Annotated in this window: 21 protein-coding genes and 1 riboswitch; of the genes, 8 read left to right on the plus strand and 13 right to left on the minus strand. The window is 71.6% G+C overall.

The window, feature by feature from the left end:
• Nucleotides 1-112: 112 nt before the first annotated feature.
• The 4 genes from IEZ06_RS23935 to IEZ06_RS23950 form a co-directional block, all read right to left on the minus strand.
• On the minus strand, nucleotides 113-733 hold the full coding sequence (locus IEZ06_RS23935) for a DUF305 domain-containing protein (protein ID WP_189238931.1): 621 nt from the start codon (nucleotides 731-733) through the stop codon (nucleotides 113-115).
• 86 nt (nucleotides 734-819) lie between these two features.
• Nucleotides 820-1,266 (minus strand): DUF6153 family protein, encoded by a 447-nt coding sequence (locus tag IEZ06_RS23940; protein ID WP_189238932.1) that lies wholly within the window; start codon nucleotides 1,264-1,266, stop codon nucleotides 820-822.
• Between the two features lie 113 nt (nucleotides 1,267-1,379).
• Nucleotides 1,380-2,021 carry a methyltransferase family protein gene (locus IEZ06_RS23945; RefSeq protein ID WP_189238933.1) on the minus strand — a complete coding sequence of 214 codons (642 nt, stop codon included), beginning with the start codon at nucleotides 2,019-2,021 and terminating at the stop codon, nucleotides 1,380-1,382.
• Nucleotides 2,022-2,133: 112 nt separating this feature from the next.
• Nucleotides 2,134-4,110, minus strand: a complete 1,977-nt coding sequence (locus IEZ06_RS23950; RefSeq protein ID WP_203872100.1) for a heavy metal translocating P-type ATPase — start codon at nucleotides 4,108-4,110, stop codon at nucleotides 2,134-2,136.
• A 70-nt stretch (nucleotides 4,111-4,180) separates the two neighbouring features.
• Here IEZ06_RS23950 and IEZ06_RS23955 point away from each other — a divergent pair, with 70 nt between their 5' ends.
• The 4 genes from IEZ06_RS23955 to IEZ06_RS23970 all read left to right on the plus strand — a co-directional run bounded on the left by IEZ06_RS23955 (nucleotide 4,181) and on the right by IEZ06_RS23970 (nucleotide 9,287).
• Nucleotides 4,181-4,552, plus strand: a complete 372-nt coding sequence (locus IEZ06_RS23955) for an ArsR/SmtB family transcription factor (RefSeq protein WP_189238935.1) — start codon at nucleotides 4,181-4,183, stop codon at nucleotides 4,550-4,552.
• A gap of 841 nt (nucleotides 4,553-5,393) precedes the next feature.
• Nucleotides 5,394-6,488, plus strand: coding sequence for a PLP-dependent cysteine synthase family protein (locus IEZ06_RS23960; RefSeq protein WP_189238936.1), 1,095 nt, complete (start codon nucleotides 5,394-5,396; stop codon nucleotides 6,486-6,488).
• The gene (locus IEZ06_RS23965) at nucleotides 6,485-7,762 is read left to right on the plus strand and encodes an MFS transporter (RefSeq protein ID WP_189238937.1); all 1,278 of its coding nucleotides are present in this window, start codon (nucleotides 6,485-6,487) and stop codon (nucleotides 7,760-7,762) included. The genes IEZ06_RS23960 and IEZ06_RS23965 overlap by 4 nt, the downstream gene beginning before the upstream one ends.
• A gap of 398 nt (nucleotides 7,763-8,160) precedes the next feature.
• Nucleotides 8,161-8,297, plus strand: a riboswitch (cyclic di-AMP (ydaO/yuaA leader).
• Between the two features lie 3 nt (nucleotides 8,298-8,300).
• On the plus strand, nucleotides 8,301-9,287 hold the full coding sequence (locus IEZ06_RS23970; RefSeq protein ID WP_229798599.1) for a coiled-coil domain-containing protein: 987 nt from the start codon (nucleotides 8,301-8,303) through the stop codon (nucleotides 9,285-9,287).
• Nucleotides 9,288-9,652: 365 nt separating this feature from the next.
• Here the strand turns inward: IEZ06_RS23970 and IEZ06_RS36580 are convergent, their stop codons facing one another.
• The 7 genes from IEZ06_RS36580 to IEZ06_RS24005 form a co-directional block, all read right to left on the minus strand.
• Nucleotides 9,653-10,567 carry a hypothetical protein gene (locus IEZ06_RS36580; RefSeq protein WP_373293919.1) on the minus strand — a complete coding sequence of 305 codons (915 nt, stop codon included), beginning with the start codon at nucleotides 10,565-10,567 and terminating at the stop codon, nucleotides 9,653-9,655.
• Between the two features lie 459 nt (nucleotides 10,568-11,026).
• A complete protein-coding gene (locus IEZ06_RS23980) occupies nucleotides 11,027-11,653 on the minus strand; it encodes a DUF305 domain-containing protein (RefSeq protein ID WP_189238938.1) in 627 nt (208 codons plus the stop codon).
• Nucleotides 11,654-12,478: 825 nt separating this feature from the next.
• Nucleotides 12,479-12,886, minus strand: coding sequence for a four-helix bundle copper-binding protein (locus tag IEZ06_RS23985; protein WP_189238939.1), 408 nt, complete (start codon nucleotides 12,884-12,886; stop codon nucleotides 12,479-12,481).
• A 253-nt stretch (nucleotides 12,887-13,139) separates the two neighbouring features.
• Complete coding sequence (locus IEZ06_RS23990; protein ID WP_189238940.1) at nucleotides 13,140-15,395, minus strand: heavy metal translocating P-type ATPase; 2,256 nt, start codon at nucleotides 15,393-15,395, stop codon at nucleotides 13,140-13,142.
• A gap of 35 nt (nucleotides 15,396-15,430) precedes the next feature.
• Complete coding sequence (locus tag IEZ06_RS23995; RefSeq protein ID WP_189238941.1) at nucleotides 15,431-16,426, minus strand: DUF8832 domain-containing protein; 996 nt, start codon at nucleotides 16,424-16,426, stop codon at nucleotides 15,431-15,433.
• Nucleotides 16,423-16,632: a heavy-metal-associated domain-containing protein gene (locus IEZ06_RS24000; RefSeq protein WP_189238942.1), complete on the minus strand. Its 210-nt coding sequence runs from the start codon at nucleotides 16,630-16,632 to the stop codon at nucleotides 16,423-16,425. Before IEZ06_RS24000 ends, IEZ06_RS23995 begins: the two co-directional genes overlap by 4 nt.
• 46 nt (nucleotides 16,633-16,678) lie before the next feature.
• Nucleotides 16,679-16,960, minus strand: a complete 282-nt coding sequence (locus IEZ06_RS24005) for a metal-sensitive transcriptional regulator (protein WP_189238943.1) — start codon at nucleotides 16,958-16,960, stop codon at nucleotides 16,679-16,681.
• Nucleotides 16,961-17,264: 304 nt separating this feature from the next.
• Here IEZ06_RS24005 and IEZ06_RS24010 point away from each other — a divergent pair, with 304 nt between their 5' ends.
• A complete protein-coding gene (locus IEZ06_RS24010; protein ID WP_229798601.1) occupies nucleotides 17,265-18,299 on the plus strand; it encodes a GlxA family transcriptional regulator in 1,035 nt (344 codons plus the stop codon).
• A 149-nt stretch (nucleotides 18,300-18,448) separates the two neighbouring features.
• Nucleotides 18,449-18,634, plus strand: a complete 186-nt coding sequence (locus IEZ06_RS24015; RefSeq protein WP_203872104.1) for a heavy-metal-associated domain-containing protein — start codon at nucleotides 18,449-18,451, stop codon at nucleotides 18,632-18,634.
• Between the two features lie 168 nt (nucleotides 18,635-18,802).
• Here IEZ06_RS24015 and IEZ06_RS24020 read toward each other — a convergent pair whose 3' ends face one another.
• Entirely contained in the window at nucleotides 18,803-20,233 is a 1,431-nt protein-coding gene (locus tag IEZ06_RS24020; protein ID WP_189238946.1) for an MFS transporter, read from the minus strand.
• A 143-nt stretch (nucleotides 20,234-20,376) separates the two neighbouring features.
• The gene (locus IEZ06_RS24025; RefSeq protein WP_189238947.1) at nucleotides 20,377-20,658 is read right to left on the minus strand and encodes a heavy-metal-associated domain-containing protein; all 282 of its coding nucleotides are present in this window, start codon (nucleotides 20,656-20,658) and stop codon (nucleotides 20,377-20,379) included.
• 290 nt (nucleotides 20,659-20,948) lie between these two features.
• Here IEZ06_RS24025 and IEZ06_RS24030 point away from each other — a divergent pair, with 290 nt between their 5' ends.
• Both IEZ06_RS24030 and IEZ06_RS24035 read left to right on the plus strand, forming a co-directional pair.
• Nucleotides 20,949-22,382, plus strand: a complete 1,434-nt coding sequence (locus tag IEZ06_RS24030; protein WP_189238948.1) for an MFS transporter — start codon at nucleotides 20,949-20,951, stop codon at nucleotides 22,380-22,382.
• A gap of 21 nt (nucleotides 22,383-22,403) precedes the next feature.
• Nucleotides 22,404-23,024: a TetR/AcrR family transcriptional regulator gene (locus IEZ06_RS24035; protein WP_189238949.1), complete on the plus strand. Its 621-nt coding sequence runs from the start codon at nucleotides 22,404-22,406 to the stop codon at nucleotides 23,022-23,024.
• Nucleotides 23,025-23,189 lie beyond the last annotated feature (165 nt).

Here is a 23,189-nt window from a genome sequence, read left to right on the forward strand (position 1 = left end):
GCGTGCTCCCGGCGTCCAGGGCATGAGCACGCAGCAGGACGGGCTTCGCCGCTGCGGTGGGTGGGCGGCGCTCAGACGATGTCATCGTCTGAGCGCCGCCCGCCGGAGCGGTTCAGAGCCGGTCGAGGATTGTGCGCATCTGCTCGATCTCGGCCTGCTGTGCGGTCTCGATGGTCTTGGCGAGTTCCTTGGCCTCGGGGTTGGCGCCCTGGGCCTGCTCGGTCTTGGCCATCTCGATCGCGCCTTCGTGGTGGGCGATCATCAGCTCGCAGAACATCCGGTCGAACTGCTTGCCTTTGGCATCCTGGAGCTTGACCATGTCTTCTTCGGTCATCATGCCGGGCATGCCGTGGCCGCCGTGCCCGTCTTCGGGCATGGTGGCCTTGCCCCACGCCGTCAGCCAGGCGGTCATGGTGACCATCTCGGGGTCCTGGGCGGCCTGGATCTTCGCCGCGAGCTCCTTGACCTCCGCATCGGAGGCCCGGGTCGCGGCGAGCTTGGCCATCTCCACGGCCTGCTCGTGGTGCGGGATCATCATCTGGGCGAACATCACGTCGGCGTCGTTGAAGGAGGCCGACGGCTGCGCGCTGGTGGTGGCTGCCGGAGCGCTGCTCGTCATGCCCTCGTGGCCCGCCGTCGCGTCTCCGGTGTTTCCGCAGGCGGTCAGCAGGACCAGGGCGCCAGATGCGACGGTCAGCGCGAGCCTGTGGGTGGTGGATCGGTCGGTGAACATGTCGGGTGGTCTCTTTCCGGTTCGTTGCGCAGGATGGCGGATCGTCTGCGGGCACGGCATGAACGCTGCCCGCCGGAGCGGCCGGCTTATATCCGCAGCACCGAAAGACGCGCCAGGCGCAGAGCCGTGCGTCGCGGCGGCGGCCGAGCGGTGAGCGATTTCAGCCGGGCGGCCGGGTGCTCGGCGGTGGTCCGCCGCCGGCGCGGTGACGCCGCCCCTGTCAGGAGCAGGAGCAGCAGGCCGGTGAGCACGGCCAGGCAGACCGAGGTCGGATCAAGAGGGGGAAGCCCACCGTCCAGGTCCGATGTCCCGTGCCCGGCGTGAGCCGTCACCGGGGAAAGGGGCAGGGGGTGTGTCTGCGGCTGCGCGGGGCCGGCGAGCAGGGCATGGCCGGTGACGGAGGAGCCGTCGCCTCCCCCTCCGTGGGCCGCCCCGTGCTCGGCATGCCCGAGCGTGTGCATCGCGGCGACGCCGAGAGTCACGACGATGAGCAAAAGCCGGTGCACGGCGGGCCGCCGGGCTGATCCGCTCATCGTCCCTCCCACGTCGCGATCGTTCATCCCGACGCATCATCCTACGATGCATCATCGTAGGTCGGCCCGTCGGCTGGCCGGCCTTCCCCGACCTGCCGGTGGGCGCCCGGTCGTTAGCGGAGCAGGTGGTCAGGCGCGGACGGGGTGTCCGTGCCGGGCAGACGGCCCACGCCGGGCACGAAGCGGCCCACCCGCGCGGCATACCCCTGGTAGGCGCGGCCGTGGGCGGCCAGCAGGTAGGGCTCCTCCACCGCGCGCACCTGCAGCTCGATGGCGGCCACCAGGACGACCAGAGCGAGCAGCGCGACCACGTTGGGCACCATCAGCGTCAGCCCGGCACTGGTGGTGATCATCGCGGTGAAGATCGGATTGCGAGCCAGCGCGAACGGGCCGCCAGTGACCAGTTCGGTGCGCTCGCCGGCGTCCACGCCGATCCGCCAGGAGGCGCCCATGGCCAGTTGGGCGGCGAGCGTGGCCGCGGTGCCGGAAAGGGCGATCACCAGCCCGGTGGCCCCTACCACCGGGTGGTCGAGGACGGACAGGGGTGCCATGCCGGTTGCGGCGGCGACCGGTCCGGCCAGGCCCAGCGCGATCGCGGCCACGAACGCCGTCTTGGCCCACCAGGCCACCGATCCAGCCGGACCGGCGTCCAGACGCAGGCCGCTGTCGCCGGTGCGGCGCCGGTGCACCACGGTGCGCCAGCCGAAGGCCAGGCCCATGGCCACCACATACACGATGAGCGCGGCAGTAGCCATGATCACTCCTTGTCGATGGCGCGGCTGCCGTCACCACACGTGGGTGCGACAGAGGCGGGGGTCGGCGCAGCAGCCGGGTTCGGCCGGTGCGCCCGGATGACGGGAGCGGCCATCAGGGCCTGCTCGCGGTGGACGCGGCACGCCGCCACGCGGCGCCGCGCAGCAGCCGCAGCCCGTTGAGGCCCACGATGACGGTGGAGCCCTCGTGTCCGGCCACGCCCAGCGGCAGCGGCAACTCACCGAACAGGTCCCAGGCCACCAGCACGGTGATGAAGGTGAAAGCGATGACGAGGTTGGCGATCACCAGGCGGCGGGCGCGCCGGGCCAGCGCGATCACGGCCGGGACGGCGGCCAGCTCGTCGCGGGTGATGACCACGTCGGCGGTGTCCAGCGCCAGGTCCGATCCGGCGCGGCCCATGGCGATGCCGACATGCGCGGTGGCCAGGGCGGGCGCGTCGTTGACGCCGTCGCCGACCAGCGCCACCCGCTCTCCGCGCTGCTGCAGCTCGCGTACGGCCGTCATCTTGTGCTCGGGCAGCAGGTCGGCGCGTACGTCGCCGATGCCCGCCTGGGCGGCCAGCCGGCGGGCGGCGCGCGGGTTGTCGCCGGTCAGCAGCACCGGCGCGGTCCCGGTCAGCGCCGTCAGCCCGGTGACGGTCTCGTCGGCGCCGGGCCGCATCCGGTCGGCAAGGGCCAGCACCCCGGTCAGGGCGCCGTCCACGCGGACCACGACCGCGGTGTGCCCGTCTTCGTGCAGGACGGCGACGAGCCGGGCTGCTGCCTCATCGCCGTCGCCGAGCAGGTGGGCCGGACTGGCCACCTCCACCCGGTGGCCGTCGACGCGGGCGCGAACGCCCCGTCCCGGCTGGGAGTCGAACTCGTCGGCTCGGGTCGGCGGCAGGCCGGCCGCGCGGGCGGCCGCCGCCACGGCGCGGCCGAGCGGGTGCTCGGAACCCTGCTCGGCGGCGGCGGCCAGCGCCAGCAGGCGCTGCTCGTCCAGGCCGGCGCCGGGCAGGACGTGCACGGAGGCCAGGTGCGGGCGGCCCTCGGTGAGCGTGCCGGTCTTGTCGAAGGCGACCCGGGTGACGGTGCCGAGCTGTTCCATCACCACGGCGGACTTGACCAGCACGCCGTGGCGGCCCGCGTTGGCGATGGCGGCCAGCAGCGGCGGCATGGTGGCCAGCACCACCGCGCACGGTGAGGCGACGATCATGAAGGTCATCGCGCGCAGTAGCGTCTCCTGCAGCGGAACGCCCCAGGCCAGCGGGAGGACGAACAACGCCACGGTGGCCGCCACCATGGCCACCGAGTAGCGCTGCTCGACTTTTTCGATGAACAGCTGGGTACGCGCCTTGGTGGCGCCGGCCTGCTGCACCATGGCCACGATCCGGGCGATCACGGTCTCGGCGGCTGGGCGTATCACGCGCACGCGCAGCACGCCGGTGCCGTTGAGGGTACCGGCGAACACCTCGTCGCCGGTGCTCTTGTCGGCCGGCACGCTCTCGCCGGTGATGCCGGCCTGGTCGACCGCGCTGGAGCCGTCGATCACCTGGCCGTCGGCGCCGATCCGCTCGCCGGGCCGTACCAGGATCACCTCGCCGACCGCCAGTTCGGCGGTGGCGACGCGCTCCTCACCGCTCCGGCTCAACCGGGTGGCCTGCTCAGGTGCCAGGTCCAGCAGGTCGCGCACCGCGTCTTCAGTGCGTTTGGTGGCCAGGGCCTCCAGCGCGCCGGAGGTGGCGAAGATGACGATCAGCAGGGCTCCGTCGAAGACCTGTCCGATGGCCGCGGCGCCGATCGCCGCGACCACCATGAGCAGGTCGACGTCCAGCGTCTTGTCCCGCAGCGCTCTCAGGCCCGACAGTGCGGGTTCCCAGCCTCCGGCGGTGTAGCAGGCCAGGTACAGGGTCCACCACAACCAGGAGGGTGCTGCGGCCAGCTGGGCCAGGCCGCCGGCGGTGAACAGCGCGGTGGCGGCCGCCGCCCAGCGCACCTCGGGCAGCGACCACGTCCCGGCCCGCCATGCCGAGCCGGGGCGAGGCGAAACGGGGCCGGCCTCGGTGCCGGGAATGGTTCTCACGTCGGTCATCACCCTGGAAGCATATATGCGCATTCACGCAGATACGCAAGTAGCGGGGTTCGGGGGTATGCTGACGGACATGCACACGTCGCTGCCGGACTTCGACATGCCGACCGAGGAACAGGTGCACCTGGCCGCCGAGTCGTTCCGGCTGCTGTCCGATCCCACCCGCATCAAGATCCTGTGGGCGTTGCTGCAGGGCGAGTCGAACGTCGCCTGCCTGGCCGAACTCGCTGACGCTGCCCCCACCGCGGTCAGCCAGCACCTGGCCAAGCTCCGTCTCGCGGGCCTGGTCAAGGGCCGTCGCGAGGGCACCTTCATCTACTACAGCGCCGCCGACGAGCACGTGCGCCGCCTGCTGACCCAGGGCCTGTTCCACGCCGACCACATCGACCGCGGGGATGGGCCCTCCTCCGGTCACGTCCCTGCCGGGTGCGTCGAGGATCTCTAGCGGGGAAGGTCACGCGCTCCTTGCGCGGTGCGCCGGAACCCGTCGACCGGGCGCGCAACACCTGCGGCGAACCGGTCGGCGCGGCCGGCCGTCGGTTCGTCCACCGGTTCGCCGTGCATATCGGCTTCTCACCCGCCCCATGGACGCGCGCCGGCCGATGGCGCATCGGTCTCGGACACGCCCCCCTTCTTCCACGACGTTTACCCGTAGGAGAAGCGACCGGCACGGAGAGTGACATAGGCTCGATTGTGTGATCACGAGTGTCCGGTCGTCGCTCGCCCGGCTTCCTGGAACGCCAGGGTTGTGGGCCGGCGTGCTCGCGGCGCTCGTCGTCTTCCATGTGCTCCTCTGCTCGACCGGGTCGCACGCGCACGCGGAGGAACTCCCTGCCTCCTCTTCCTCCTCCGCATCGACTGCCTCTCATGAGCATTCCCCGGCGCACTGGGGTGATCACAGGCATTCCCCGTCGCCCTCCGGCGGCCATGAGCATCCGGTGACCTGCGACGCTCCTGCCGCCCAGGCGGCTTCCGGCCAGCGACAGGCCACCTCTTGCCCGCCGCCACTGATCGGCGGCTGGCCTCCGATCAGTCCGGCCGTCTCCGGCGAGACCTCCGGACCCGCGCTCGGACGGCACGCTCCCGATCCGGCACGGGCCTTACCGCGCTCCGGCGCCTACCTCCTCAACCTGCTCTGCGAGTCACGGGTGTAGATGCCCCCGGCGGGCCATGCCGTCCTCGCCTGCCGATCGACGATCTCCTGTTCGTCCGGCAGCCGTCTTCCGGCATGTCCGCGCCTCCGCACGCATCCTGACCGCGATCTGCGCAGTGCTGAGGAACGCCAGATGAAGAACCTGCACGCGAAAACCCGTGCCCCGATGACGAGCGCTCCAGGGGCCTCCTCCCCCGCCGACCTGGTCGGCGACACCCCGGTGCTGTGGATACCGGAACTGTGGACCGGGGGGAGCCACGGCTTCTGGGCGAAGCTGGAGGGCCACAACCCCGGCGGCATCAAGGACCGTCCCGCGCTCCACATGGTCGAGCAGGCCCGCCTGCGCGGAGACCTGCGACCGGGAGCCCTGATCGTCGAGTCGACCAGCGGCACACTCGGCCTCGGGCTCGCGCTGGCCGGCATCGTTCACCGCCACCCGGTGACCCTGGTGAGCGATCCGGGCATGGAACCGCTGATGCACCGGCTGCTGACCGCCTACGGCGCCCGGATCGAGACGGTCACCGCGCCCCACCCCGCCGGCGGCTGGCAGCAGGCGCGCCGGCGGCGGGTCGGTGAGCTGCTGGAGCAGCATCCCGGTGCCTACTGCCCGGACCAGTACAACAACCCCGACAACGTCTCCGCCTACGAGCGGCTCGCCCGGGAGCTGGCCCGCCGGCCGGGCCGCATCGACGTGCTGGTGTGCAGCGTGGGAACCGGCGGCCACAGCGCCGGGATCTTCCGCACCCTGCGCCGGATCTACCCCGGGGTGCGGCTGGTGGGCGTCGACACCGTCGGCTCGACCATCTTCGGCCAGCCCGCCCGCACCCGGCTCATGCGCGGCCTGGGCAGCAGTATCCATCCCCGCAACGTCGACTACGGCGCTTTCAGCCAGATCCACTGGGTGGCGCCGGGCGAGGCCGTCTGGGCCTGCCGGCGGCTCGCGGCGGCCAGGTACGCCACCGGCGGATGGAGCGTGGGCGCGGTGGCGCTGGTGGCCTCCTGGCTGGCACGTACCGAACCCGCGGGCACGCGGATCGCCGTGGTCTTCCCCGACGGCCCCGAGCGCTACTTCGATACCGTCTACAACGACGCCTACTGCGCCGAACGCGGACTGCTCGACGCCAAGCCGGAACCCGAACCCGACGAGATCGCCCATCCGTCGCAGGCCGAGGTCCTGCGGTGGACCCGCTGCGACACGGTGACCGACCCGCTGGAGGGCCGCGCGTGAAGGCCACCGTCGCCCAGGTCCGCTCGTTCAACCGGCCGATCCGGCTGCTGCTGGTCAACCAGCTCACCATCAACGTCGGCTTCTACATGCTCATGCCGTATCTGGCCCTGCACCTGTCCGGTGAGCTCGGGCTGGCGGTCTGGCTGGTCGGGCTCATCCTCGGCGTGCGCAACCTCAGCCAGCAGGGCATGTTCCTGCTCGGCGGGAGCCTGGCCGACCGGATCGGCTACAAACCGATGATCACGGCGGGGCTGGGGTTGCGCAGCGTCGGGTTCACCTTGTTCGGCCTGGCCGAATCACTGCCGTGGCTGATCACCGCCTCCGCGCTGACGGGCCTGGCCGGAGCCCTGTTCAACCCGGCCGCGCGCGCCTATCTCGCCCAGGAGGCGGGTGAGCGCAAGGTGGAGGCGTTCGCCGTCTTCAACGTCTTCTACCAGACGGGCATCATGGTAGGCCCGCTGATCGGGCTGGTGCTGGGCGGGGTGACCTTCCGCTTGACCTGCTTGGTCGCCGCCGGGTTGTTCACCGTCCTGGCCGTCGTCCAGATCCGCGCCCTGCCGGGCCGTTCCGGCAGCAGGGCCGGCGCGCAGGCCGGCATGCTGCACGACTGGCGCCAGATCATCGGCAACCGGTCCTTCCTGCTGTTCTCCTTGGCGATGATCGGCTCCTACGTGCTCAACTTCCAGGTCTACCTGGGCCTGCCGATCGAGGTGCGCCGGCTGACCGGGAGCGAGCTCGGCGTCACCCTGCTGTTCATGCTCTCCGGCGTCCTGGCCATCGTCGGGCAGGTCCGCATCACCGCGTGGGCCAGGCGGCGCTGGACGGCGGGGCAGGCGATGGCGCGGGGCCTGGGGCTGATGGGCACCTCGTTCGTGCCGCTCGCCCTGGCGGCGTCCCTGGCCCCCGCGTTGCCGGGTACGGCGCCTTGGCCGGCGCACGCTCTGGCCCTGGCACCGGTGCTCCTGGCGACCGGCCTGCTGAGCCTGGCGGTCATGATCGTCTACCCGTTCGAGATGGCGACCATCGCCGCGCTCGGCGGGGAGCGCATGATGGGCACCTACTACGGCTTCTACAACACCCTGTCGGGTCTCGGCATCGCCGCGGGCAACCTGCTGACCGGCGCGGCACTCGACGCCGGGAGGCAGGCGGGGATGCCCGGCCTTCCGTGGTGGGTGATGGCCGCGGTCGGGGGCGCTTGCGCCGTGGCGGTGCTCGCCCTGGACCGGTCGGGCCGGCTGGAACCGGGCCGGCAGCCGCAGGCGACCCCGGCCTGACCGCCGCCGGGCGGCCCGCAACGGCGGATCCTTTCCGCGGGACCGGCGGGGCGTCTCGCCGACGACTCCATCGGGGTGGCCCAGGTGAGGCCCCGGGTCCTGTGGCATCTGCCCAGGCAGGCACGATCACCGGAGCGACAACATTCACCTCCTATGATGAATAGTAGATTCCGGCATGCCTGGACGGCTCGCTCGCGCGGGCCGCCATGTCACCACGGTGCACCACCACACCGTTCTACACCGGAAATCTCCTGGTAGATCGCGACTCCCTCTCCATCGGAGTCCTCCCTCGCAGCGACGCCTGGCAGCGGGTGATCACGTAAAGATCACTTCTTTGCATCGGATTAGGGTCATATGACCGGCTGTTTACTACTATGCTTCGTTGCGCGCTGGCCGAAAGGGCCGGCATGCCTCATCCCGGGCGAAGCGCCCGGGAGCCGGGGAACCACCGCACCTGGGGTGAACCACGTTCCGTGGAAGGGCGTCCTCCCGCCCGAACCCGTCAGCTAACCCGGCCGGCCGAAGGAGAGGAGAGTGCGTGGCGGCCCCGTCGCCCACGTCCCCCATGTTCCGCCACCGTCTGGCCGCGACCGCCTGCGTGATCTCCGCGTTCGGAGTCGTCTTCGGTCCCCCCTCCCCGGCCGCCGCAGCCCCCAAGCCCCGCGAGGCCGAGCTCCGCAAGGAGCTGAACAAGCTCACCACGAAGGTCGACGCGCTCATCGAGGCCTACGCCGCCAAACGCGAGTCGCTGAAGAAGGCGCAGAAGGCCGAGAGCGTCGCCAAGGAGAACCTGAGCAAGGCCGAGGACGCCTACGCGGAGGCCAAAAAGCAGGTCGACTCCATCGCCCAGCTCCGCTACCAGAGCGACTCCGGTGATCTGCCCGCACTGCTGTTCGGCGACGGTGACATGAGCGGTGCGGCCATGCTGGAACAGCTGGCCGCCCAGCAGGGCGCCTACCTCGACGGTTTCGCCCGCAGCAGGGACGCCAGGAAGCAGGCCTCCGACCGGGCCGCGCAGCTCACCGAGGACCTGCGCCGGGAGAGCGAGCACGTCGAGGAGCAGCGCAGGGACGCCGAGGAGCTGATCGGCGCCATCAAGAAGAAGATCGATCAGCTCGTGCCTTTGGGCTCCGGCCGCCGCGCCAACGGCACCTGGGCGCCCCAACTCCCCAATGGTGCCGACAACATCACCGACCGCACCCGTAACATGCGCGAGGCCATCAGGAAACGCTTCGCCCTGCCGTACGCGGTCGGCTGCTACCGGCCGATCAACGACGGCGGTGAGCACCCGCTCGGGCGCGCCTGCGACTTCATGATGAGCGCCGGCGGGGCGATGCCCTCGGCCGCCAACCTCCGGCTCGGTGACGAGATCGCCGCCTGGGCCGTCAAGAACAAGGACAAGCTCGGCGTGAAATACGTGATCTGGCGCCAGCGGATCAACCACGGCTCCGGGTGGCGGTTCATGTCGGACCGCGGGAGCGTGACCGCCAACCACTACGACCACCCGCACATCTCGATGTACTGAAAGCAAAGAGCCTCACCGACGGGCTGCTCACCGGCGCTGATGAGCAGCCGGGGTAGTGACGCGCAGGCGCAGCTCAGGTGCAACGCAGGCGAGGATGTCGCGATGATCACTCAGGCGATGGGTGAGCGGCCAGCCCGGGCGGCCCGGTGAGGCTGGGCGAAGCCGCGGCTCCGATCAGCGCGGGCGCGCCGGGCGATGGTGATGGCCCGGGCAGCGGTTCCCTCGGCGGGCACGCCGAGGGAACCGATGACGCCGGTCGGCAGCAGCCCTTGAGCGTTGACGCGGTAGCCGGTGTCCAGGCATAAGGAGCTCTCGTTGATGGCCCTGCCGCGCCGGACGCATCTCGCAAGCGCGCGAAAGGGTGGTCAGGGGCGCCTTCGATGCCGCCCGCGTGCCCGCAATGAGGGGTGTCCCGGCCCCGTGTGACCTCCTGCGAGGGCCGGTCGCCTGCCGAGGAGCCGACCGCCGATCACCATTCCGCCCCCGATCACACCCGCGATCACGAGCAGGACGCTCTTGGGGCTGCTGCCGGGTCCATCGGTGACCGAAGACACGGCGGTCGTGCTCCCGGAGTCCCGTTCAGCGGCGGTGGCGTTCGGGGCCACGGTGCCGGTCCGGTCACCTCCTACCGCGGGAACCGTTGTCCCTCCGCCGGCCTGCCCGGCCGGCCCCGTGCTCGCGGGAGCCTCCGTGGAGGTCTCCCGCGGCTCGGCCTCGGCGGTCCGGGCCGGCACGGGTTCGGCGGGGTCGTCGTCGTGACGCGCGTAGGCGCCGGTGGCGAAGGGCAGCGGCAGGTTCTTCTTTCCCTTGCCCGGACCCCACTTGGTGATGACGTAGTCGACCTTGATGTGGCCCAGGCCGCCGTTGCCCCGCACCGTCAGCGCCTCGGCGTCGAAGGTGCCACCGGTCAGCTCGGCGAAGGTCTTGGCGTCCAGATCCAGCATGATGCCGCGGCTGGACGGCTCGCCCGGACCGCGGTCGCCGACGAAGAACGGCGCCTTCCTGCCCTTGTAGAGCACGTAGCCCTCGGTCAGCAGCGGCCATGACGGGGAAGCGGCCAGGCCCTTTTGCATTGGTTTGCCCGAGGCCGGCAGACCGGTGTCGCCGTTGCGGCCGGAACCGTCGTCCCAGAAGTAGGAAGCGGTGGTCGAGCCCTTCAGCATGACCGTCTGGTGGGTGTCCGCGTGGGCGGTACCGGTTGGAGTCGCGCCGATCGTGAGGGCCAGGATGGCGGCGCTCAGGGCACGGGCGTGGGTGGCGGGGCGGGCGGTGGGGACCATGAGGAAGGAGGACCCTTCGCGAAGGGGACAGGGCGTTCCTCGGCCTGGGAGCCGCGCCGCAGGCGGAACCGGTGCGGCCGCTCCTGGGGCCTTTCCTTCATGGGATCCGCTGGAGGTGGCGGGAGGAGAGCATCGAGGGTGCGGTGCGGTTGCCGAGTGGAAGGCCTCGGTCACCTCTGCCCGGGAGGTTCGCTACCGCGACGGCCGTTGCGATCACGGCCGGGGTCTCTCTGCTCTGCGGCGGCTGTGAGCCGCCGGTCGTGGCGTCGACGGCGCGACGGCCAAGGCCGGCCCCGTACCAGGCGTGCACGCCGCCGCAGGGAGTCACAGCAGGCGTGGGCACCGTCTTATCGGGGGGCGTCGCCCGCCCATCACGGGCACCGGAGCCGTCAGGTAGAGCGGTCCGGACCGCTCGTGCTCGCCCTGCGGGGAAGACCTCCGCCGTGTGCAGTGCACGGTTCAGAGCCTGGCGAGGATCTCGTTCATCTGCTCGATCTCGGCCTGCTGGGCGGTTTCGATGGTCTTGGCCATCTCCTTGGCGTCGGGGTTGGCGCCCTGTGCCTGCTCGGTCTTGGCCATCTCGATGGCGCCTTCGTGATGGTCGATCATCATCTCGCAGAACATCCGGTCGAAACCGGTTCCCTTCGCGGCCATGAGCTTGTTCATGTCTTCTTCGTCCATCATCCCGGACATGTCATGTCCGCCGTGGCCCGCTTCGGGGGTCACGGGCTTGCCCCACTGCGCCAACCAGGTCGTCAGGGTGGTGATCTCCGGGTCCTGCGCGCTCTTGATCTTGGCCGCCAGTTCCTTGACCTCCGGGTCCGAAGCCCGGCTCTCGGCCATCTCGGCCATCTCCACGGCCTGCTGGTGGTGCGGGATCATGTTCTGCGCGAACGTCACGTCCGCATCGTTGAACGTCGCGGACTGCTGAGGAGCGGCGGAGGTGGCCGGGGCGGCGGTCGTCGCGCCGGTGGGACCGGTCGCGGTGTCATCGGCGCCGCCGCAGGCGGTGAGCAGCATGAGAACACCGGATCCCGCCGCCGTGGCCAGCGCGAGCCGATGGACGGGAGAACTGCTGGGACCCATGGGTGTCGCTCCTTCCTCGGGCTCTCGGATCTGCACCGCCTCTCCGTTCGGGCGGGCGTCGAAGACATCCGCGGGCGCGGTTTCCGACCGCTATTTTGGCGACCGGAAACCTCGGTAAGTGCGATCCTTATATGCCCGGGCAGGGAGCGGTCACACAGCTTAGGACGAGCGAGCCCTGACCGACGGTAACCACCGGTCAGAAGGCCAGGCGGGCCAGAACGGAGGCAGCGCGGGCAGAGGGCGAACGAGCAGCGCGGCGGCGCACCCGGTGGCGGGCGGCCCGCGCCGTACCGGAGCGGACCGTCACGGCGAACCCGTCGCCGCCGGCTCGCCGATCCGGCCCCCTCGAGCGGATACGCCGCCAAGTCGTCGGCACCGCAGACGTCTCTACCTGCGCGCCGCGTCGTTCCTCGACGTCGTGCGCAGCGCCGCCACGATCGATGCCGGCCTGGCCGGGATCTGGGCCGTCACCATCCGGCAGCGGTTGACCGTGACGCGCGTCTTCATTCGACGCGCTCGTCCGCAAGCCGCCCCCTGTGCGACGGCCTCGACGCCGATGTCGCCTTCGACATCGCCCTGGCGGTCCTGTCGCCGGAGACCTCCAACCTGCTGGTAAGCGGGCGGGGGTAGGAGCATCCGGGCCGGCAGGTGTGAGCCGCCGATGCGCTCGCCCGCCTGCTCACGACGCTGTCGTCCACGTCGACTCGGTGCGGGCGCACGGTGACTCGCTTTGCCTTCGGCGGGCATGCCGTCGTGTCCGCACCGCCTTTGAGCGACATGCGCCGATCACTCCGTGCCACGCTTGAACATGAGATGCAAACGCGGTCAGCTCATCGTGGCCAGCAGCTCACGGCAGGCCTGTTCGCAGGCGCGGCAGGCCTCGGCGCAGATCCGGCAGTGCTCGTGCGCGCCGGCGTGGGCGGCGCACTCGTCTCCGCAGGTCTTGCAGGCCATGGCGCAGGCCTCCAGCAGGGCGCGGCTGATGTTGGCGTCGTACCCGGTGTGCCGGGACAGCACCCGGGCGGTGGTGCCGCAGATGTCGGCGCAGTCCATGTTCGTGCGGATGCACTTGGTCAGCTCGGCGACCATGCCTTCGCTCAGGCACGCGTCGGCGCACGCCGTACACGCCTCACTGCACATGATCAGTGCGTCGATGGTGGCCGCGAGCTTGGCCCGGTCAAGGTTGATCTCGGCCGGGTAGGTGTTCAGCATCGGCATCGTCGTGGTGGTCATGATCTCCTCCTGTGCTCGGTCGTGCGCTACAGCCTTACCCCGGCAGAGGCGGTGACTCCCTTCACCGGACCAGAGGAGGACATCGCGAAACTTCTCGACCGGCCAGGGCCCGCTGAGGCGGGAAGGGGACGTCCCGGTCCGACGGCCGCATATCCCGGAGATCACGGGTGCCCGGCTCCACTTCTCGGTGCGGGCTGAGTTCCGCGAGCGCCGTAACGGCCTCCGGCGTGATGCCGGAGGCCGTCGGCTCGGCTTATTTGAAGCCGCGCAGACGCAGGCTGTTGCTGACCACGAACACGCTGGAGAACGCCATCGCCGCTCCGGCGATCATCGGGTTGAGCAGGCCGAGCGCGGCCAGCGGCAGCGCGGCCACGTTGTAGGCGAACGCCCAGAACAGGTTGCCCTTGATGGTGGCCAGGGTGCGTCGGGACAGCCGGATCGCGTCGGCGGCCACCCGCAGGTCGCCGCGGACCAGCGTCAGGTCGGAGGCCTCGATGGCGGCGTCGGTGCCGGTGCCCATCGCCAACCCGAGGTCGGCCTGGGCCAGGGCGGCGGCGTCGTTGACGCCGTCCCCCACCATCGCCACGGTCTTGCCCTCGGCCTGCAGGCGCTTGACCACGTCCACCTTGTCGGCGGGCAGCACCTCGGCGATCACCTCGTCGATGCCGACCTCGGCCGCGACCGTGCGGGCGACGGCCTCGTTGTCGCCGGTCAGCAGCACCGGCGTCAGCCCCAGGGACTTCAGCTGGGCGATCGCCTCAGCCGAGGTGGACTTGACGACGTCGGCGACGACCAGAACCGCCCGGGCCTTGCCGTCCCAGCCGACGGCGACGGCTGTGCGGCCCGCGGCCTGCGCCTGCGTGAGGTCGCGCTCGAGGTCGGCGGGCAGGTGCTGGGACCACTCGGCCAGCAGGGCGGGCCGTCCCACCAGCACGGCATGGCCGTCGACGATGCCCTGCACGCCGAGCCCCTCGACGTTGGCGAAGTCCTCGGGCGAGGGCAGGGCGCCCACCCGCTCGGCCGCGCCGCGGGCGATCGCCTGAGCGATGGGGTGCTCGGAGGCGTGCTCCAGAGCGCCGGCCAGCCGCAGCACCTCCTCGGCGGCCTCGCCGTCGGCCACGTGCACGCCGACCAGGGTCATCTTGCCTTCGGTGACGGTGCCGGTCTTGTCCAGCACGACGGTGTCGATCTTCCGGGTGGATTCCAGGACTTCGGGGCCCTTGATCAGGATGCCGAGCTGGGCGCCGCGGCCGGTGCCGACCAGCAGTGCGGTCGGGGTGGCCAGACCGAGGGCGCAGGGGCAGGCGATGATGAGCACGGCGACCGCGGCGGTGAAGGCCGCCCCGGCGCCGTCGCCGGTGCCCAGCCAGTAGCCGAGCGTGCCGACGGCGAGCGCGATCACGATGGGGACGAAGATCCCGGAGATGCGGTCGGCCAGGCGCTGCACCTGGGCCTTGCCGGTCTGGGCGTCTTCGACCAGCTTGGCCATCTGGGCGAGCTGGGTGTCGGATCCGACGCGGGTGGCGCGGACCACCAGGCGTCCGCCGGCGTTGACGGTCGCGCCGGTGACCGTGTCGCCGGGCCGTACCTCCACCGGCACGGACTCGCCGGTCAGCATGGAGGCGTCGACGGCGGAGGAGCCCTCCTCGATCACGCCGTCGGTGGCGATCTTCTCGCCGGGCCGGACCACGAACCGCATCCCGACCGTCAGCTGGTCGTTGGGGATGCGGACCTCGGTGCCGTCGCGCAGCACGGAGACGTCCTTGGCGCCGAGTTCCAGCAGCGCGCGCAGGGCGGCGCCGGCGCGGCGCTTGGAGCGGGCCTCGAAATAGCGGCCGGCCAGGATGAACGCGGTCACCCCGGCGGCGGCCTCCAGGTAGATGTTGCCCGAGCCGTCGGTGCGCTCGATGGTGAACGCGAACGGGTGGGTCATGCCGGGGGCGCCGGCGGTGCCGAGGAACAGCGCCCACAGCGACCAGCCGAGCGCGGCGATGGTGCCGAGGGAGACCAGGGTGTCCATGGTGGCGGTGCCGTGGCGCAGGTTGGTCCAGGCCGCCTTGTGGAACGGCCATCCGGCGTAGACCACGACGGGTGCGGCCAGGGTGAGCGACAGCCACTGCCAGTGGGTGAACTGCAGGGGCGGGATCATCGCCATAGCGATGACCGGGACGGCCAGCACGATGGAGGTGATCAGGCGGGCGCGCAGCGGCGCGAGCTCGTCGGCCTCCTCCTGTGCACCGGCCACTCCGGTCTCCGCCTGGGGCGGGGCGGGCAGCGCTGCGGTGTACCCGGCCTGCTCCACCTGCTCGATCAGCGTCTGCGGGTCGAGGCCTTCGGGGAAGGTGACCTTGGCTTTCTCGGTGGCGTAGTTGACCGTCGCGGTCACCCCGTCGAGTTTGTTGAGCTTGCGTTCGATCCGGTTGGCGCAGGACGCGCAGGTCATGCCGCCGATCGAGAGTTCGACCGCGCCGGTGGCGGTCGGCGGCCTGTCGTCGGTCACGGGGGACATCGATGTCACGGTTCCTTTCTCGCGTCGCGCAGGGGTCAGTGAGTGTGCTCGCCGTGCGAGCCGGACTTACCGGGTGAGGGTGCCGGTGCAGGAGTCGGGGCCGCACCGGTGGGGCTGGCGGTCGCCGCCGGGGCCGGCAGCTGGCCGGCGCGGGCGGTGAAGGCCGCGGTCCGCACGGTCCCCTCGTGCCGGAAGTCCAGGAAGAGGCGGTAGTCGCCGCGGCTGGGCACCTCGGCGTGGAAGGTGATGCCCGGACCGGCCGCGGTCGTGCCGTCGCCGGGTTCACCGTCGGGATGCACGTGCAGGTAGGCCAGGTCGCCGGCGCGCAGCGCGACCAGGTGGCCATAGGCGCCCAGATACGGCTGCAGGTCGGTGACCGGCCTGCCGTCCTTGCTCACCGTCAGCGTCAGCGTGCTGGCGGCTCCGGGGACCAGGTCGCCGTTCAGCTGCACCGTGTAGCCGTCCACCGTGTCGGTACGGCTCACCTCGGGTAGCGCGTTGGGCGTGTAGTCGCCGGGGGCGTGCAGGTCGGCTCCCAGGGTCAGCCCGTCGCCCCCTTCGGGGGCGAAGTCGGCGAACGCCCGGTAGACGCCCGCGCGCGGCAGGGTCAGCTTCACCGACCAGGTCCCGTTCCCGGCCTCGTGCGGGTGCAGGTGCTGGAAGTCGCCCAGATCACGGGAGACCACGATGAAATGCAGCTTCTTGCCGTGCTGGGTCTGGTAGCGGGTGAGCGGTCGGCCGTCGGGGCCGGTGACGGCGAACCGGAAGTCGGCGGCCTCGCCGGGCGGGACGGTCGTCGTCTCGGGGGTGAGGGTGTAGCCGCTGTCGGACATCTGCAGCCCTCCAGGAAGGGACGCCGGAGCCGCCGTAGCGGACCGGCCGGGAGCCGCGCTCGCGGCTCCGTGAACGGGGTGGGATGGCGATATGGGCGGGGTGTCGGCGGCGCCGACGGCGCTGCCGACACCCAGGGCCCCGCCGAAGACCACGGTGAGGCCGAGGACGTAGGCCCCGAGCTTGGCGGGGGTGTTCACGACGGCGTCACCACTTCGTAGCCGGCCTCCGCGACGGCGGCCGTGATCGCGGCGTCGTCGACGGGCCCGTCGCTGTCGACGCTCACCCGGCCGGTGGCCAGGTCGACGTCGACGCCGGTGACGCCGGGCACGGTGCTGACCTCTTCGGTGACGGAGCTGACGCAGTGGCCGCAGGTCATGCCGGCGACGGTGTAGGTGGTGGTCATGGTGATCACTCCTTGTCGTTGCTGGTCGATCCGGTGGTCGGGGTGGTCAGGAGCGCACCAGGCGGGCGATGGCCTCGGAGGCCTCCTTGACCTTGGCCTGGGCCTCGGCGCCGCCCTTGGCGGTGGCGTCGGCCACGCAGTGCGCCATGTGCTCCTCCAGCAGGGCCAGGGCGAAGGACTGCAGGGCGCGGTTGGCGGCCGCCACCTGGGTGAGGATGTCGATGCAGTACTGGTCCTCGTCGACCATCCGCTGCAGGCCGCGCACCTGGCCCTCGATGCGGCGCAGCCGCTTGAGGTGGTTCTGCTTGTCGTGGGTGTATCCCGCCATGTCCCCGCCTCCGGTCGTTCGCGTCTCATCTCCCATAACACCATACCCCCCTACCGTATTCCGATTCTCATGGGTTCATTTGCCGAACCCGGTCGACGGCGGGCGGGGCCGCCAGCCAGCGGGTCGGACGGCCACCCTCTCCAGGAGCCGGACGCACCGCCAAGCTCGGCGATCTCACTTTCGCGGCCCGGACCGATTGGCCGCAATGACACCCACCCCGCAGATCCGGACACGACCTCGGCGTCCGTATCAGTGGGGTGCGTGTCATTGCAGCCAGCCAGGGAGCACCGGCAGGCTGTGGGCCGTGAACGACGCAACAACTGACCGGGCCTCCACCGGCAGCCGCCTGGTGGTGATCACCGTCTACGACGGTGTGCAGCTGCTGGACCTGGCCGGTCCGGTGGACGTGTTCCACGAGGCCGCCGAGCAGACCGGCGCCTACACCGTGCGCGTCGCCTCGCCCGACGGGCAGCCGGTCCGGGCCGTGGGCGGCGTGCGCATTGCGGTCGACGCTGCCCTGACCGACATCGACGGCCCGATCGACACTCTGATTGTGGCCGGTGGGGACGAGGAGGTGGCCACCGATGCCGGCGGTCAGGCCAGGGCTTTGGTCGAGCAGGTGCGCAGATTGGCCGGCCGCTCCCGGCGGGTGGCCTCTGTGTGCACCGGCGCCTTCGTCCTGGCCGCCGCCGGTCTGCTCGACGGGCGGCGCGCCACCACCCACTGGTCCTCGTGCGCTGAGCTGGCCGCGCTGTTCCCCGGGGTCCGCATCGACGCCGACGCCGTCGTCGTGCGCGACGGCCGCATCTCTACCGCCGCGGCGACCACCGCGGGCATCGACCTGTCGTTGGCGCTGGTCGAAGAGGACCACGGCGCCGACCTGGCCCGGCGGATCGGCAAGCTGTTCCTGGTCTACCTGCGTCGCCCCGGCGGCCAGGCCCAGTTCGCCACCACCGCCCGCCCCACCGACGTCGGCGACCAGGCCCTGCGCCAGGTGATGGAGGCCGTCGCCCGCGATCCGGCCGCCGACCACGGCGCCGAGGCCATGGCCGCCCGCGCCATGATGAGCGCCCGCCACTTCTCCCGCCGCTTCACCAAGGACGTCGGTGTCACGCCCGGCCGCTACGTCGAGCAGATCCGGGTCAGAGCCGCCCAGGTGCTGCTGGAGACCGGTGACGAGACCGCCATGGAGACCGTCGCCCGCCGCTGCGGGTTCGGCTCGGCCGAGACGATGCGCCGAGCCTTCCAGCGGGTCCTGGGCATCGCCCCGGCCGCCTATCGCGAGCGCTTCTACAGCGCCTGCCCCATGGAGCATGCCGAAGCCCCGACTGTCGGGTAAGCGTCACCGCAGCCGTCCACCGTATTCCGCCACTACGCCGACACGCGGTGACACTCCATGACCGAGACCCACCAGCCCACTGCTTTTCCGGTAGGCCCATGCGAAGGAGAGAGCACATAACCACGACCACCGTGTACACGTTTGCCGGTATGACTTGCAGAGGTTGCGCTCGTACCGCCACGGCCGCCCTCGACATGCTGGGGACCGTTCGCGAGGTCACCGTGGATCTCCCCACCGGACAGGCCACCGTCGTCAGTGACGGCCCGCTGCCCGCCAACCAAGTCGCCGACGCCGTACGCAGGGTCGGCTACGAGCTGACCACCCTGCGGTCTTGACCATCCAGAGCCGCCGCTGCCCCGTTGTCCTGTGGAAAAGGCGTGCCGCCCGGAGGAGGTCTCCGGGCGGCACGCCCTCGTGATGATCCTGGCTGAAACGGTCAGCCGCGACGGAGGCCTCCCGAACCCTGAGGTAGGAACCCAGGCGTCCGCCGTGTGCGGGCCGGATCAGAGGCGTACCGCTTCCCGCTCCGGGCCCGCCTCGGTGGTCACCGGCTCGGGGCGGCGCATGAGCAGCAGGGTCAGGACGGCGCCGGCCACGGCGACGATCCCGGCGCCGATGAAGGCGGCCTGGAATCCGTCGGTGAGCCGGGACACACTGCCCGCCTCGGCTGCGCCCTGCGAGGTGGCGATCGCGGTCATGACCGCCAGGCCGAGCGCGGAGCCCACCTGGTAGGTGGTGTTGACGATCCCCGAGGCCAGACCGCTGTCTTCGGGGCGCGCCCCGGACAGAGCCGACATCATCGCCGGGATGTAGGCCAGCGACATGCCCACCGCCGCCACCAGGGAGGCGGGCAGCACGTCGGAGACGAACGCCCCGTCAGGACGCACCAGCGACAGGCCCGCCACGCCTGCGGCCAGCACCAGCAGGCCACCCGTGATGAGCGGCTTGGCACCGAAGCGGCCGAGCAGCCGGGCGGTGACACCGATCATGAAGATCATGATGGCGACGGTCATCGGCAGCAACGCCGCACCGCCGGCGAAGGCGCCGTAGCCGAGGACCTGCTGCAGGTAGAGGTTGAGGAAGTACCACATCGGGATCCACGCCGCGCCCAGCAGCGCCATGGCCAGGTTGGCCACCGCCAGGCCCGGGGTGCGCCAGATCGCGAGCGGCGTCAGCGGTTCGCGCACGCTGCGCTGGATGAGCAGGAAGGCCACCAGCAGCGCGACGGCCCCGGCCAGCTGCGCGAGCGTGGCGGCCGAGCTCCAGCCCTGCTCGGGGGCGCGCACGATGGCGAACACCGCCAGCGCGATGCCCGCGGTGACCGCGACGGCGCCCAGCACGTCGAGCGAGCCGCGCCGGCCCTGCACGGCCGGGAGCAGGGCGGGGACGGCGGCCAGGGTGAGCAGGCCGATCGGGACGTAGACGATGAAGACCCACGGCCAGCTCAGGTACTCGGTGATGACGCCGCCGAGGAAGACGCCGGCGGTGCCGCCCGCCGGGGCGGCGGCGCCGTACAGGGCCATGGCTTTGCCCAGCTCACGCGGGTTGTGGCCGAACAGCATCATGAGCAGCGTCATGGAGGCCGGGGCGATGAGGGCGCCGCCGGCGCCCTGGACGGCGCGGCCGATGATCTCGACCCAGGCGGTGGAGGCCGCCGCGGCGATGACGGATCCGGCGATCAGGATGATCCAGCCGGTGGTGAAGACCCTGCGGGCGCCCAGCAGGTCCGACAGCCGGCCGCCGAGCAGGAGCAGGCCGCCGAAGGCGACGACGTAGGCGTTGAACACCCACTGCAGGCCACTGGGGGAGAAGCCGAGGTCGCGCTGCATGTCGGGCAGGGCGACGCCGATGATGGAGGTGTCCATGATGACCATGAACTGCGCGGCGGCCAGCACGATGAGTGCCTGCCACCTGCGGGGATCGACGGTGTTCATGCCGTACTCCTGGTTTCTCGCCTCCGTGCCGAAGGTGGCAGGATGCGTCGTAGGGGGTTGGGTGTGATGTCGAAGTCGGACCGGCCCCGCAGGTGGGCGTGCATGCCAGTGCACGCCCACCGCCTCTTTGCCGGGCCCGGTCGCTAGGACGCGGTCACCGGCGTCGCGTCGGCCAGGGTGTAACCGGCCCGCTCCACCGCCTGGCGGATCTGCTCGTCGGAGAAGCCCGCGCCGCTGACGGTGACCGCGCCGGTGGGCAGGTCCACCGCGACGCCGCTCACGCCGGGGACCTCGCCGACCTCGGCGGAGACCGACGAGACGCAGTGGCCGCAGGTCATGCCGGTCACCGTGTAGACGGTGCGCTCATCGCTCTCCGCCTGCGCGGCGGTGGCGTCGGTGGTGCTGCAGGAGCATGCCGTGCACATGGGTGCATCCCTTTCCCTGGGTACCCCATAGGGGTATCTGTTCACGTGCCTGCAACATACCCCCTATGGGTTTCATTCCTCAACCGGGCACACCATCCGGAACCGCCGGAGCGGATCAGGGAATCAGGGCGATCGAAAGAAGCGCCGTCCCATGCCGCGCCGATATGTGCAGGTGGAGCCGCTGCACGTTGATGCGGCCGCACGGCGGGACAATTAAGTCGAACAGATGCGTTCGACTTGTGTTACGGTCTAATCCGAACATCAATGTTCGGATTAGGAGGCATGCCGTCATGGCCCACCCCACCGCCCGCCCCCACGTGACCTCCCCTGGGGTTCCGCCCGCCCCGCGCCGATGGCAGGCGCTGGCCGTGCTCTGCCTGGCGCAGTTCATGGTGATCCTCGACGTCACCGTGGTGAACATCGCGCTGCCCGCCATCGGCGCCGACCTCGGCCTCGACCGGTCCGCCGCCACCTGGGTGGTCACCGCCTACACCCTGTGCTTCGGCGGCCTGATGCTGCTCGGCGGGCGCCTGGCGGACCTGTACGGCCGCCGCCGCGTCTTCCTGGCGGGCCTGGCCCTGTTCACGCTGGCCTCGCTGGTGGCGGGCCTGACCGGCTCGGGCCCGATGCTCATCGCCGCACGGGCCGTCCAGGGCGCGGGCGCCGCGCTGCTGTCACCGTCGGCGCTGTCGATCGTGACCACCACCTTCCACGGACCGGAGCGGCACCGCGCGCTCGGTGTGTGGGCGGCGATCGGCGGCGGCGGCGCCGCGGCGGGCGTCCTGCTCGGCGGAGTGCTCACCTCCGGACCCGGCTGGCCGTGGGTGTTCTTCGTCAACGTGCCCGTCGGCCTGCTGGTCGCCGTGGCGTTGCCCCGCCTGGTGGCCGCAGGTCCGGCCGCCCGCGGCGGCCGACTGGACCTGACCGGTGCGGCCCTGGTCACCGCGGCGACGGCGCTGGTCGTGTACGGCCTGCTGCGGGCCGGGGACGCGGGCTGGAGCGACCGGTGGACCCGCGCCGCGCTGGGCGGCGGGCTGGTCCTGGCCGCGGTCTTCGCCGTCGTCGAACGGCGCGCCCAGGCGCCGCTGGTGCGGCTCGGGCTGCTCACCCGGCGTCCGGTGATCACCGGCAACCTCGTCATGCTGGCCGCTTCCGGGCTGCTGCTGGCCGCCTTCTTCCTCACCTCGCAGTACCTGCAGCACGTGGCGGGCCTGTCGGCCCTGGAGACCGGTCTGGCGTTCCTGCCGGTGGCCGTCGCCACGGTCGCCGGCACCCACCTCGGTTCCCGCCTGGTGGTCCGGTTCGGCGGCCGGATCGTGGCCGCCTCCGCCTTCGCCTGCACCGCGGCCGGGATGGCGCTGCTGTCGCGTCTGCCGGTCCGGCCGGACGTGCTGACCGACGTCGAGCCCGGATTCGTGCTGGCCGCGCTGGGGCTCGGCGCGGCGTTCGTCACGGCCACCACCACCGCCATGACCCACGTCGCCCACGAGGAGGCCGGTGTCGTCTCCGGGCTGGTCAACACCGGTCACGAGCTCGGGGCCGGTCTCGGTGTCGCGGTCTTCTCCACCCTGGCCGCGACCGGCATCGGCGCCGCACAAGCCGGTGGGTTCGCCGACGCCTACCGGGCCGCGGTGATCGGCGCCGCCGTCGCGGCGGTGGCCGCCGCGGTGGCGCTGCCCAAGGGGCGACCCCCGGCAGGCGACGGGCCGATCTTCGTCCACTGAGCCGGCCCGTACGCTTGCCCCATGGCCACCGACCGCACCAGTACCGCTGCCGGCGCCGGCCCGCGCGTCCGGCGCCGGGCCGACGCCGAGCGGAGCATCGCCGCCATCGTCGAGGCCGCACTCGCCGTCTTCGGCCGCGACGCCGACGCCACCATGGCCGACATCGCCCGCGCCGCCGGAGTCGGCCGGGTCACCCTCTACAGCCATTTCCCCTCGCGGGAGGATCTGCTCGAGGAGGTGATGGGCCGCGCGATCGGCGAGGCGCGCACCGTCCTGGACGCGGTACCGGTGCAGGACCTGCCCGCCGGCCAGGCATTGGCCGAGGTGGTCCGTTCCTGTTGGCAGGTCCTGGACCGGTACCGCAGCCTGCAGGCCGCCGCCGTGCGCGTCCTGGGCCCTGAGCGCATGCGCGCCCACCACGACGAGCCCATGGCCGTGGTGGGCGACCTGCTGGCCCGCGGTCGCGGGGATGGCACCGTCCGCGCCGACCTGCCGCACGACTGGCTGCTCGCCACCGTCTACGGCCTTCTGCACACGGCCGCGGCCGAGGTCGAGGCCGGGCGGCTGCCCGCCGCCGATGCCCCCGGAGTCCTGGAGGCCACCCTCGTCTCCGTCCTGGTTCCCCCGGAGCAGGCCTCCTGACCTGTCGCGGCCGCCCGGCGACGGAGAGAACCCACCGGAGACATCGGGAGCTGCGGGAGCCACGCCCTGTGCCTCCGCCGGGCCACGGACGGCGGCCGCCTCGGCACCGTCACTCGGGAGCCGGAGCCCACCGGCTTCCGTATCCGGCCGGCCATGCGGTCCAGC

The sequence above is a fragment of the Planomonospora antibiotica genome, from assembly GCF_014647955.1.
Taxonomy (GTDB): Bacteria; Actinomycetota; Actinomycetes; order Streptosporangiales; family Streptosporangiaceae; genus Planomonospora; species Planomonospora parontospora.